The sequence below is a fragment of the Streptomyces sp. NPDC005820 genome (genome assembly GCF_040630255.1).
In the GTDB taxonomy this organism is placed as follows: Bacteria; Actinomycetota; Actinomycetes; order Streptomycetales; family Streptomycetaceae; genus Streptomyces.
Genome location: NZ_JBEXXE010000014.1, coordinates 169,307 through 181,791 on the forward strand (window position 1 = coordinate 169,307; position 12,485 = coordinate 181,791).

8 protein-coding genes are annotated in these 12,485 nt (G+C 71.5%); 1 reads left to right on the forward strand and 7 read right to left on the reverse strand.

Features of this window, described 5'->3' with window-relative positions:
• Positions 1 to 139: 139 nt before the first annotated feature.
• On the reverse strand, positions 140 to 1,555 hold the full coding sequence (gene proS / locus ABZ464_RS19290; RefSeq protein WP_359278374.1) for a proline--tRNA ligase: 1,416 nt from the start codon (positions 1,553 to 1,555) through the stop codon (positions 140 to 142).
• A gap of 199 nt (positions 1,556 to 1,754) precedes the next feature.
• On the opposite strand from proS, the gene ABZ464_RS19295 reads away from it, so the two are divergent.
• Entirely contained in the window at positions 1,755 to 2,708 is a 954-nt protein-coding gene (locus ABZ464_RS19295) for an SAM-dependent methyltransferase (RefSeq protein WP_359278377.1), read from the forward strand.
• Positions 2,709 to 2,713: 5 nt separating this feature from the next.
• Here ABZ464_RS19295 and ftsH read toward each other — a convergent pair whose 3' ends face one another.
• The 6 genes from ftsH to ABZ464_RS19325 all read right to left on the reverse strand — a co-directional run bounded on the left by ftsH (position 2,714) and on the right by ABZ464_RS19325 (position 12,463).
• The gene (gene ftsH, locus ABZ464_RS19300; protein WP_359278379.1) at positions 2,714 to 4,666 is read right to left on the reverse strand and encodes an ATP-dependent zinc metalloprotease FtsH; all 1,953 of its coding nucleotides are present in this window, start codon (positions 4,664 to 4,666) and stop codon (positions 2,714 to 2,716) included.
• 111 nt (positions 4,667 to 4,777) lie between these two features.
• On the reverse strand, positions 4,778 to 6,328 hold the full coding sequence (gene ffh, locus ABZ464_RS19305; protein ID WP_359278382.1) for a signal recognition particle protein: 1,551 nt from the start codon (positions 6,326 to 6,328) through the stop codon (positions 4,778 to 4,780).
• Between the two features lie 110 nt (positions 6,329 to 6,438).
• The gene (locus tag ABZ464_RS19310) at positions 6,439 to 8,937 is read right to left on the reverse strand and encodes a [protein-PII] uridylyltransferase (protein WP_359278385.1); all 2,499 of its coding nucleotides are present in this window, start codon (positions 8,935 to 8,937) and stop codon (positions 6,439 to 6,441) included.
• A 26-nt stretch (positions 8,938 to 8,963) separates the two neighbouring features.
• A complete protein-coding gene (locus tag ABZ464_RS19315) occupies positions 8,964 to 9,302 on the reverse strand; it encodes a P-II family nitrogen regulator (RefSeq protein ID WP_003997576.1) in 339 nt (112 codons plus the stop codon).
• A complete protein-coding gene (locus ABZ464_RS19320; RefSeq protein WP_359278388.1) occupies positions 9,299 to 10,633 on the reverse strand; it encodes an ammonium transporter in 1,335 nt (444 codons plus the stop codon). Before ABZ464_RS19320 ends, ABZ464_RS19315 begins: the two co-directional genes overlap by 4 nt.
• Before the next feature lie 345 nt (positions 10,634 to 10,978).
• Positions 10,979 to 12,463 carry a hypothetical protein gene (locus ABZ464_RS19325; RefSeq protein WP_359278391.1) on the reverse strand — a complete coding sequence of 495 codons (1,485 nt, stop codon included), beginning with the start codon at positions 12,461 to 12,463 and terminating at the stop codon, positions 10,979 to 10,981.
• Positions 12,464 to 12,485 lie beyond the last annotated feature (22 nt).

Sequence of the window (12,485 nt, forward strand, 5' to 3'; positions counted from 1 at the left end):
AAGCCTCACAGCTCACCCCAAGGTGGTGCGTAGTTCGCCGTACGCCCCGGCGCGTAGGCCCCGTCCGCGCGCCGGGGAACAGGTGTACGGCGGGGCGCAAGAGGCGTTTCGGTCGCTCTGCCCGCCGGAGCGCGCCGTCTCAGTAAGCGCGCGCGACGACCGCGACGTTACCGGGCGCGTCCTCGCTGTCCGGCACCGACCCGTCCTCGGCGACCAGACACCGTACGGTCACGGCGTGCTCGGCGAGGGCGGCCTCGCCCTCCGCGCCCAGGACCGCCCAGGGGATGCGCGCCCAGCGGCCGGCGGTGGCCGCCTCGACGGCCTCCCGGGCCGTGGCCACCTCCACCGTCCGCGCCTCGCGCCGCTGCAGCGACTGCGTCAGCAGCAGCGCCTGGTCCTCCTCCAGCACGGACGGCAGCAGCTGTACGAGGCTGTCGACGGCCACCGGCTCCTTGCCTCCCGGGATGCGGCGGGCCAGCATCGCCGTGCCGTTCTCCAGGTCGCGCGGCCCGATCTCGACGCGGACCGGCACGCCCTTCAGCTCCCAGTCGACCGCGCGCCGCCCGAAGGGCACGTCGGTCCGGTCGTCGACGTGCACCCGGATCCCGGCCGCCTTCAGCCGGTCGCCCAGCTCGCGGACCTTGGCGAGAACCGCCTCGTCGCCCTTGACGGCGAGGATCACGGCCTGGATCTGCGCCAGCCGGGGCGGCACCCGCAGCCCGTCGTCGTCGCCGTGCATCATCACCAGGGCGCCGATCATGCGGGTCGTCGAGCCCCAGGAGGTCTGCCAGACCAGTTCCTGCGTGCCGTCCTTCGACAGGTACGTGGTCTGGAACGCCTTGGCGAAGTTCTGGCCCAGTTCATGGCTGGTGGCCATCTGGAGCGCCTTGCCGTCGCCCATCATCCCTTCGAGGGTGAGGGTGTTGACGGCTCCGGCGAACCGCTCCCGGGTGGTCTTGCGGCCGGCGACCACGTCCATCGCCAGGACGTTCACCATGAAGTCCTCGTAGACCCGCCGGTGGATGTGGGCGGCGAAGTCGCGGGCGTCCTCGTACGTGGCGTGCGCGGTGTGCCCCTCCTGCCAGAGGAATTCGGTCGTGCGCAGGAACAGCCGGGGGCGCAGCTCCCAACGGACCACGTTGGCCCACTGGTTGATGAGCAGGGGCAGGTCGCGGTAGCTCTGGACCCACTTGGCGAAGTACTCGTTGATGATCATCTCGGAGGTGGGACGGACCACCGCCGGCTCCTCCAGCTCCTTGCCGCCGCCGTGCGTGACCACCGCGAGCTCCGGGGCGAATCCCTCGACGTGATCGGCCTCGCGGGTGAGGTACGACTGCGGGATCAGCAGCGGGAAGTACGCGTTCTGGGTGCCCGTCTCCTTGATGCGGGCGTCCATCTCGGCCTGCATCCGCTCCCACAGCCCGTACCCGTACGGTCGGATGACCATGGTGCCGCGCACCGGACCGTTGTCGGCCAGTTCGGCCTTGTTGATCAGATCCTGGTACCAGCGGGGGAAGTCGTCCGCCCGCGGGGTGAGAACGGGTGCCTTGGCCATGGCGCGATGGTACGGGTCCACATTGCCGGAATGTGAATTCTCGCCACTCGCACAGCGCGTCCACAAGCAGGGCCCCGAGACCCCTGGACGCGGCCGCAGAGGGGGAGTTACCTGGCATACGGGGGAAGTGCGAGCGCACTGCACGGGGGTCACCTCATCGGTACAGCGGCAAATTCTCGGCGGAATGGGGCGCTTATTCATGACACCTGTGCTCGTGCGACAGCACCTTCCCACCGCGGGGCCGGTGCCCCGCGCGGACCTGGGTGCACGCGCGCGTGACTGGTCCGAGATCCAGGAACGGATGCTGGTCCCGCTCTACGAAGCCGTCTACGAGCGGCTGGAAGTGGGCCCCGGCACCCGGCTGCTCGGCCTCGGCTGCGGCTCCGGGCTGGCCCTGCTGATGGCGGCCTCCAGAGGCGCGTCCGTCACCGGTGTCGAGCCCGGCTCCCCCGAGCGGCTGGCCCTCGCGCGCGAGCGGCTGCTGCCGCCGGCCGGGGAGGCACGCGCGCGGGGAGGCATCCGGCTGACCGGCCGGTCACCGAGCCGGTCACCGAGGGACGCGGCCGACGCGGAGACGCCCGCGTACACCCTGGTGACCGCCTTCGAACCGATCGGCTGTCTCGCGGGCGATGCGGAGGCGCTGGCCGGGCTGCTGACCACGGCGGTCCCGCTCGCCGAGCGGGGGGCGCCGGTGGTGCTGGTCGGCTGGGGTCCGCCGGAGCGCTGTGCCACCTGGGAGGTCCTGCGCGCGGTGGCCGGACCGGACGCCATGGCGCGCGGTACGGCCGGACCGGACCCGACGGCGGACCCGTCCGGGCCTGAGGGCCGTCGGCGCTCCGGCGGCGAGGACGGTCTCCCGGGCGGCACGGGCCGGCTGCGGCCCGCCCTGCGGGACGACCTGGAGGAGGCCGCGCAGCGGGCGGGGCTCAGGCTCGACGGTTCCGGGCGGGTGGCCTGTCCCTTCGGGTACGCCGGGGTCGACAGCGCGGTCCGGGGCCTGCTGTCGACGGGCCTGTTCGACACGGCGGTCGCGGCGACGGACCAGGAGCAGGTCGGCAAGGAGCTGACGGAGGCCCTGCACCCCCACCGCCGGCGGGACGGCACGGTGTGGATGCCGAACGTGTTCCGGTACCTGATCGCCCGGACGCCCTGATTTCTCTACGCCTGGTCGTCGGATTCCTTCGTCAGGCGGGTGATCCCCGCGACGCGGTACGCGTCGGCCTCCTCCAGGGTCTCGTGCTCCAGCAGCGCCTCGGCCAGGGCGTCCAACTGGCCGCGGTGCTCGCGGAGTTTGTGCAGCGCCTCCTCGTAGCACTCGTCGACGATCCGGCGCATCTCGTCGTCGATGACGTCGAGGGTGGCGGGGGCCGCGGCGAGGCCGTACGCCTGCTGGGCGTCGCTGGGCAGGGCGGAGAGCCGGCCGACCCGGTCGCTCATGCCCCAGCGGGCGACCATGCCGCGCGCGATGTTGGTGACCTGTTCGAGGTCGTTCTCGGCGCCGGTCGTGACGACCCCGTAGATCACCTCCTCGGCGGCCATCCCGCCGAGGGCGCCGATGATGCGGCCGCGCAGGTACTGCTCGGAGTGCGCGTACCGCTCGACCTCGGGGGTCGACATGGTCACCCCGAGGGCGCGGCCGCGCGGCACGATCGTGACCTTGCGGACGGGGTCGGCGCCGGGCTGGAGCATGCCGAGGAGGGCGTGGCCGCTCTCGTGATAGGCGGTGCGGCGGCGGTCCTCCTCGGGCATCACGAGGGTGCGTTCGGCTCCGAGCTGTACTTTCTCCAGGGCTTCGGACAGATCGGACTGGGTGACCTGGCCCTGTTTGCGCTTGACGGCGAGCAGGGCGGCCTCGTTGGCGAGATTGGCCAGATCCGCTCCGGTCATGCCCGGAGTGGTGCGGGCCACCTGGGTGAGGTCCACGTCCGGGGCTAGCGGGATCTCACGGGTGTGGATGCGCAGGATCGCCTCGCGTCCGCCGCGGTCCGGCGGGGAGACGTTGACCACCCGGTCGAAGCGGCCGGGCCGGGTGAGCGCCGGGTCCAGGATGTCGGCGCGGTTGGTCGCGGCGATGACGATCACGCCCTCGGAGCCGGAGAAGCCGTCCATCTCGGTGAGGATCTGGTTCAGCGTCTGCTCGCGTTCGTCGTGGCCGCTCACCGAGGCGCCCCCGCTGCGGACCCGGCCGATGGTGTCGATCTCGTCGATGAAGATGATCGACGGCGCCACCTTGCGGGCCTCGGCGAACAGCTCCCGGACCCGGGAGGCGCCGACGCCCACGATCATCTCGATGAACTCCGAGGCGGAGGCGGAGAAGAAGGGCACCCCCGCCTCGCCGGCCACCGCGCGGGCCAGCAGGGTCTTGCCGGTGCCGGGCGAGCCCGCGAGCAGCACCCCGCGGGGCATCTTCGCGCCCATCCTGCGGTAGGCGTCCGGGTGTTCCAGGAAGTCGACGACGTCGTCCAGCTCGCCCTTGACCTCGTCGATGCCGGCCACGTCGGCGAAGGTGGTGCGCTGGGTGCCGGGCCGCAGCTCGACCGGTTTGGGCGGCGCCTTGCGGCCGAGCATGCCGCCGGCCCCGCCGAGGCCCCCGGCGAACCTGCGGGCGAAGAAGACCCACACCGCGACCAGCAGCACGATCGGGATCAGCGAGATCAGCAGGTTGGAGAGCAGACTGCGCTGCTGCACGACCGGCCGGGCGGTGACCGTGACGTCGTGGCTGCTCAGGTTGTGCCAGAGGTCGTCGTCCGCGAAGGCGGGGCGCTGTGTCTTGAACCGGGTGTAGGTGCCGTCGTCGTCGGGGTTGTCCCGGGCCTTCTTCAGCTGGCCCTGGATCGCGTCGCCCTTGGAGTAGATCTTCTCGACGTTGCCCTCGTCGACCTGCTTGCTGAACTCGGTGTACGAGATGGTCGGCTCGTTGCCCTGGCCGAGGTAGTTCAGTCCGACGTAGACGATCAGGAAGACGATCACCGCGGTGACGGCGAGGCCCCACCAGCGGCCCCGGGGCCGTCTGCCACCGGAGCCGCCGGGGGGCGGTGTTCCCTCGTCCGGGGTGCCCTCGGAGCGCCATGGCTGGTCGGGGGCCCTGCGCGGCGGAGCGGCATTGCTCATATCTGGACGTTACGGCAGACACCGGGCCTCGGCATGCGCTGAGGGCGCCCTTCCCGGCGGAAGGGCGCCCTCAGCGACGTACACCCAAAGGCGTCAGCCCAGGAACTGGCGTCAGCCCATGAACTTCTTGAACTCGTCCGGCAGCTCGAAGTCCTGGGCGCCCTGCTGCGGAACCCCGAACGCGTTGCCGCCCTGGGCCTGGGCCTCGCGGCGCTGGGCCGCCTCCAGCTCCTGCTGCCGGCGCTTCATCGGGTTGCCGGAGCGCTGCTTGCCCTTGGCCTGCTTGGGCTGCTTCTTCTGCCGGCCGGGGCCGCCGCCCATGCCCGGGATCCCCGGCATACCGGGCATACCGCCGCCCTGGGCCATGCGAGACATCATCTTGCGGGCCTCGAAGAACCGCTCGACCAGGCCCTTGACCGCGCTGACCTCGACACCGGAACCCTTGGCGATACGCGCGCGGCGCGAGCCGTTGATGATCGTGGGGTCCTGGCGCTCGGCCGGGGTCATCGACTTGATGATCGCGGCGGTGCGGTCGACGTCCCGCTCGTCGAGGTTGTTGATCTGGTCCTTGATCTGGCCCATGCCGGGCAGCATGCCGAGCAGCTTGCTGATGCTGCCCATCTTCCTGACCTGCTCCATCTGGGCCAGGAAGTCGTCCAGGGTGAAGTCCTGGCCCTTCTTGGACGCCAGCTTGGAGGCCATCTTCTCGGCCTCTTCCTGGCTGAACGTCTTCTCCGCCTGCTCGATCAGGGTGAGCAGGTCACCCATGTCGAGGATGCGGGAGGCCATCCGGTCCGGATGGAAGGCGTCGAAGTCGTCGAGCTTCTCGCCGTTCGACGCGAACATGATCGGCTTGCCGGTGATCTGCCGGATCGACAGGGCCGCACCACCGCGGGCGTCGCCGTCGAGCTTGGAGAGCACCACGCCGTCGAAGCCGACACCGTCACGGAAGGCCTCGGCGGTGTTGACGGCGTCCTGGCCGATCATCGCGTCGACGACGAAGAGGATCTCGTCGGGCGAGACGGCGTCGCGGATGTCCGCGGCCTGCTGCATCAGCTCCTGGTCGATGCCGAGGCGGCCGGCGGTGTCCACGATCACGATGTCGTGGACCTTCGACTTCGCGAACTCGATGGAGTCCTTGGCGACCTGGACCGGGTCGCCGACGCCGTTGCCCGGCTGCGGGGCGTAGACCGCGACACCGGCGCGCTCGGCGACGACGCTGAGCTGGTTGACGGCGTTGGGGCGCTGGAGGTCGCAGGCGACGAGCAGCGGCGAGTGGCCCTGCTCCTTCAGCCAGCGGCCGAGCTTGCCCGCGAGGGTGGTCTTACCGGCACCCTGGAGACCGGCCAGCATGATCACGGTGGGCGGCTGCTTGGCGAAGCGCAGCCGGCGGGTCTCACCGCCGAGGATCGTGACGAGCTCGTCGTTGACGATCTTCAGGACCTGCTGGGCCGGGTTGAGCGCCTTGGACACATCGGCGCCCATAGCCCGTTCCTTGACGTTCTTGATGAACGTCCGCACGACGGGCAGGGCCACGTCCGCCTCGAGCAGCGCGATGCGGATCTCGCGCGCGGTGGCGTCGATGTCCGCCTCGGAGAGCCGTCCCTTGCCGCGCAGGTTCTTGAAAGTCGCTGAGAGGCGATCGGAGAGAGTATCGAACACGGCGGCGTCGGTCCTCGGGGTCGGGGGCGGTATGAGCGTCTTCAAGGGTATCCCGGACGGGCAAGACCGGGTCACGGTCGTGCCGCGACCCGGTCCCGGGGTGTGCCGGGTCAGCCCCGCAGGGCCTCCTCCAGTGTGCGCGACACGGCCGCCGCCTCGTCGCCGGGCAGCGGTGAGCCCTCCGCGCCGGTGACGTAGAAGGCGTCGACGGCGTTGGCGCCGAGTGTGCTGACGTGCATGCTGCGCACCCGTACCGCCGCGTCCTCCAGGGCCGAGCCGATCCGGAACAGCAGCCCGGGCGCGTCCTGGGCGCGCACCTCGATGACGGTGGCGTGCCGGGAGGCCGCCGGGGCGACCGTCACCCGCGGCGGGGGCGCGACCACGCCCCGGCGCCGGGGGTAGGCCGCGTCGCGTTCGGCGAGCCGTCCGGCGATGTCCAGGGAGCCGTCGAGGGCGCGCACGAGGTCGGCGCGCAACCGGGCGGCCTGGGGCAGGGAGCCATACTCGGCGGCGACCCGCCAGTTCAGCAGCAGCACGGACCCCTCGACGCCGTCCGGCAGGTCCAGGGCGCGCAACTCTGCGGTGCGCACGGTCAGCCGGTGCACGGCGAGCACCCCGGCCACCGCGGGCAGCACGCCCGCCTGGTCCGGTACGGCGATGAGGAGCTCCACGCCGAGCGGCTCGGGGTCGCCGGGGGGCTGCTCCCCCGCGTCGGCCGGCACCTCGGTCTGGGCGCGCAGGGCCAGCACCGGGCTGCCGGTGGCGACCGCCTCGATGGCGAGCCGTTCCTGCTCGGCGGTGGGCGCGGCGGCGTCCGGTTCCTCGGGCTGGTCTCCGGCGAGGACCGCCCCGACCCGCTTGACCAGGTCCGCCACGAGCGAACCCCGCCAGGTGGACCAGGCGGCGGGCCCGGTGGCCAGCGCGTCCGCCTCGGTGAGCGCGTGCAGCAGTTCGAGGGTGCTCTGCGAGCCGACGGCGTCGGCGACCGAGCGGACCGTGGCCGGGTCCTCCAGATCGCGCCGGGTCGCCGTCTCGACGAGCAGCAGGTGATGCCGTACGAGGCAGGAGAGCACCGCCACGTCCGCGCGGTCGAAGCCGATGCGGGCGGCGACGTCCCTGACGATGATCTCGCCGGCGACCGAGTGGTCGCCGGGCCACCCCTTGCCGATGTCGTGCAGCAGCGCGGAGACCAGGAGGAGGTCGGGGCGGCTGACGCGGCGGGTGAACTCGGAGGCGCGCACGGCGGTCTCGATGAGGTGCCGGTCGACGGTCCAGATGTGCACGGCGTTGCGCTGCGGCCGGCAGCGCACCCGCTCCCAGTCGGGCAGCAGCCGGGTGATCAGGCCCTCGGCCTCCAGCGCCTCCCAGACCTCGACGGTGGGCCGGCCGGAGCCGAGCAGGGTGACCAGCTGCTCGCGGGCCTCGGCCGGCCAGGGGGTCGGCAGGGCGCGCACGGTGGCGGCGAGGCGCCGTACGGCGTGCAGGGAGAGCGGGAGACCGGCCTGGGCGGCGGCGGCCGCGGCGCGCAGCGGCAGCACGGGGTCGCGTTCGGGGCGGGCGGCGCGGGCGAGCACCACTTCGCCGTCCTGCTCCACGACGCCTTCGGCGAGCGGGGACCGCTCGGGGACGGGCTTTCCGCCGCCGAGCATGGCCCGCAGCCTCGGCCGTACGGCCCGCGAGCGCAGCACGCGGGCCACTTCGCGCCAGGTGACGTCGCTGGCGTACGAGATGACGCGCGCGGCCTCGTAGACCTGCCGCAGAAGGGTGTCGGCGTCGAGGAGGCCCAGCTCGGCGGCGACCTGGTCCTGCTCCTGGAGGGCGAGGCGGTCGGTGGCGCGGCCGGTGGCCAGGTGGAGGGCGTCGCGGACGTCGAGGAGGCGGCGGCGGGCGTCGTCGAGGCCCTCGCGGGGTGCGTCGGCGAGCCAGGAGGCGGCGACGGCGCGCAGGGCGGTGGCGTCCCGCAGGCCGCCGCGGGCCTCCTTGAGGTCGGGTTCCAGGAGGTATTGCAGCTCGCCCTGGCGTTCGGCGCGCTCGGCGCAGAGTTCCTGGAGTTCGGGCAGGCGTTTGGGGGCCTGGTTGCGCCAGTCGGCGAGGACGGTCGTCCGCAGTGCGGAGGTCAGGGCGAGGTCGCCGGCGAGGTGGCGGGCGTCGAGGAGGCCGAGGTGGACCTTCAGGTCCTCCCCGGCGGTCTTGCGGGCCTCGGTGGGGGTGCGGACCGAGTGGTCGAGGGCGAGGCCGAGGTCCCAGACCGGGTACCAGAGGCGGTCGGCGAGGGCGGCGACCGCCTTGGGTTCGCTGCCGTCGTGCAGGAGCAGCAGGTCGAGGTCGCTGCGGGGGGAGAGCTCGCCGCGGCCGTAGCCGCCGACGGCGACCAGGGAGACGCCCTTGAGCGCCTCGGCCGCGGAGGCCGCGGCCGCGCCGGTCGGTCCGAAGGCCTCGGTCGCGCCGGCGGTGAACAGTCCGGCCAGCCAGTCGTCCGTGAGCGCGGAGAGGGCGGCACGGCGCGGCGGCCCGGACCGCGCCTCCTCCGTGAGGAGGCGCAGCCGGGCCGCCGCATAGCCGCTGGGTCCCGAGTCCTCTGCTTCGTTTCGCACGTCCGTGCCCGTCACCCAGCGACTCCTGTTCTGTTCTGCGGTCAGAGCGCGTCCGGGCCGCGCTCGCCGGTGCGGACCCGTACGGCCGTCTCGACCGGGAGGGACCAGACCTTGCCGTCACCGATCTTGCCGGTGCGGGCCGCCTTGACGATGACGTCGATCAACTGCTCGGCGTCGTCGTCCTCGGCCAGCACCTCGATGCGGATCTTGGGGACCAGGTCGACCGTGTACTCGGCGCCGCGGTAGACCTCGGTGTGTCCCCGCTGACGACCGTAACCGCTCGCCTCGGTGACCGTCAGGCCGTGCACGCCGAAGGCCTGCAGGGCCTCCTTGATCTCGTCGAGCCGGTGGGGCTTGACGACGGCGGTGATGAGCTTCATGCGTCCACCTTCTTGCTCGCGGCGGCACCGGCGGCGGCCGGCGTGGCGGTCCGGACGGCACCGCCACCGGCACCGCTGAAGTCGTACGCGGTCTCGGCGTGCTCGGCCTGGTCGATGCCGGAGATCTCCTCGTCCTCGTCGACCCGCATGCCGATGGTCTTGTCGAGGAGGAAGGCGAGTATCGCGGAGGCGATCAGGGAGTAGGCGAGGACGGCGAAGACACCGGCGCACTGCTTCCAGAACTGGTCCAGGCCGCCGCCGTAGAAGAGGCCCTTGACGTCGGACTGGCCCGTGCCGCTGGCGAAGAAGCCGATCAGCAGGGAGCCGATGACACCGCCGACCATGTGGACGCCGACGACGTCGAGCGAGTCGTCGTAGCCGAACTTGTACTTCAGGCCGACGGCCGCGGCGCAGGCGACACCGGCGATGGCGCCGACCGCGATCGCGCCGATCGGGGTGACCGCGCCACCCGAGGGGGTGATGGCGACCAGACCGGCGACCGCGCCGGAGGCGGCACCCAGCGTGGTGAACGCGCCGTGGGCGATCTTCTCGTAGGCGAGCCAGGCGAGCATGGCGGCGGCGGTGGCGATCTGGGTGTTGACGAACATCAGGGAGCCGACGCCGTCGTCGTTGCCGAGCCACGAGCCGGCGTTGAAGCCGAACCAGCCGAACCAGAGCAGACCGGCACCGAGCATGACCAGCGGGAGGCTGTGCGGGCGCATCGGGTCCTTCTTGAAGCCGACGCGCTTGCCGATGACGAGGATCACGCCGAGCGCCGCGGCACCCGCGTTGATGTGGACCGCCGTACCACCGGCGAAGTCGATCACACCGAGCTCGAAGGCCCAGCCGCCGGTGCCCCAGACCCAGTGGGCGACCGGGAAGTAGACGACCGTGGCCCACAGCAGCACGAAGAGCGACCAGGCGGAGAACTTCACGCGGTCGGCGATGGCGCCGCTGATCAGGGCGGGGGTGATGATGGCGAACATCATCTGGAAGACCGCGAAGGCGAGGACCGGGATCGTGTACCCGGACCAGATGTCGGCCTTGTCGATGCCGGTCCATCCGACGAAGTCGGACTCCCAGCCGATGAGCGAGCCGTGGTCCGTACCGAACGCCATGGAGAAGCCGTACAGCACCCACAGGATGGTGACGATACCCATGCTGATGAAGCTCATCATCAGCATGTTGAGGGTGCTCTTGACGCGGACCATGCCTCCGTAGAAGAAGGCGAGGCCCGGGGTCATCAGGAGGACCAGGGCGGAACAGATCAGCATGAAGCCTGTGTTGGCCACAGACAGCTTGTCTGCGGCGAGCGTGATGGCTGGTGCCATCGGCGTCTCCTCGTCGTAGGTACGGCCCCGTGCGGGCGAAGCCTGAGCGGATTGAGGGGTGGGCCGGTTATGCGCCATGAGATTGACGCAGCGCGGTTTCGGTGGAAGCCCCTCGTTGTTTCGCCGCCGTGACGAAGGCGCCTGGCGCGTTACACGTGGGTGAACTGGCTGATGTTCGCCGAGTGGATCGTTATCGTGGCGCAACCTTCCTCGGGGGAAGGAAACCGGCCGCGGACGGCCCTCCGATGACCTGGCATGGGGGAGCCGAGTCGGGCACTTCGGGAGGGCCGGCCGCGGCCGGGGTTCAGGGGTTCTGCGTGGTGGAGCGGGCGGTGGGGCGGGTTGTCAGACGGCCTCGGCCGTCTCCGGCAGCTCCATGGCGAGCCGCTCGGTGAGGTCCACGACCTCGGTCAGGTCGCCGAACTCGCGGACGGCGCTGTCGACGGTCTTTCGAATACGAGTGTTGACGCGCTCGGAGCGGACCTTCTTGGCCTCGTGCATGGCCTGCGCGGCCAGTGTGGCGCTCTGCTCGGGTTCCTGGCGCAGCAGATGGACGGTGGCCATGCCGATGAGGTTCAGCACGTACGAACGCTTGTGGTCGGCGTCGTCCGCGAACAGCCGCACGGCCTTCTGCATCAGGGGTTCGGCGAGTGAGGCGTACGCGGGGCTGCGGCCGGCGACATAGGCGAGGTCGCGGAAGGAGTGGCTGTTCTCGCCGTACAGCTCGGCCTCGGAGAAGAAGCGGATCCAGTCGGGGTCCGGCTCGTCCCACTCGTCGGCGTCGGCGAAGGTGTCCTCGGCCATCCGCACGGCCCGTTTGCAGCGGCCCGGCTGGCCCATGTTGGCGTAGGCGCGGGCCTCCATCGCATACAGCATGGACTGGGTGCGCGGGCTCGCGCAGTCCCGGCTGCCGTACTGCGCGAGGTGGATCAGCTCCAGGGCGTCCTCGGGCCGTCCGAGGTGGATCATCTGGCGGCTCATGCTGGACAGGACGTACGAGCCGAGCGGCCGGTCGCCGGCCTCCTTGGCGGCGTGCAGGGCGAGGACGAAGTACTTCTGGGCGGTCGGCTGGAGCCCCACGTCGTAGCTCATCCAGCCGGCGAGCTCGGCCAGCTCGGCGGCGACCTTGAACAGCTTGCGGGAGGTGGCCTCGGGCTGGGGTTCCTGGAGGAGGTCGGTGACCTCGTGCAGCTGGCCGACGACGGCCTTGCGGCGCAGTCCGCCGCCGCACTGGGCGTCCCACTGCCGGAACATCACCGTGGTGGACTCCAGCAGGTCCAGCTCGGGCTTGGAGAGCCGGCCGCGGGCCCGGCTGGTGGGGACGGACTCCGGTTCCGTGAGCGGGGAGGGCGGGGTGGGGACGAGCCAGCGCTGCATCGGCTCGATCAGGGACGGGCCCGCGGACAGCGCCAGCGACGTTCCGAGGAAGCCACGCCGCGCCAGCATCAGGTCGCTGCGCGAGAACTCGCTGAGCAGGGCCACCGTCTGCGGGCCCGTCCAGGGCAGGTCGACACCGGTCGCGGAGGGTGTCTGGCGGGTGGGGCGCAGACCGAGGTCCTCGACCGAGACGACACAGCCGAACCGCTCGGAGAACAGCTCGGACAGGATCCTGGGGATCGGCTCGCGGGGGTTCTCGCCGTCCAGCCAGCGGCGCACGCGTGAGGTGTCCGTGGAGATGTGGTTGGCGCCCAACTGGCGTGCGCGACGGTTGACTTGCCGGGCCAGTTCGCCCTTCGACCAGCCGCTGCGCACGAACCAGGAGGTGAGCAGCTCGTTCGGGCGCTTGTCCGCATGCGAAGCGTTACTCCCGCTTCCGTCGTTGCCGCTCACTGGAACGCCCCCATCCCTGAGA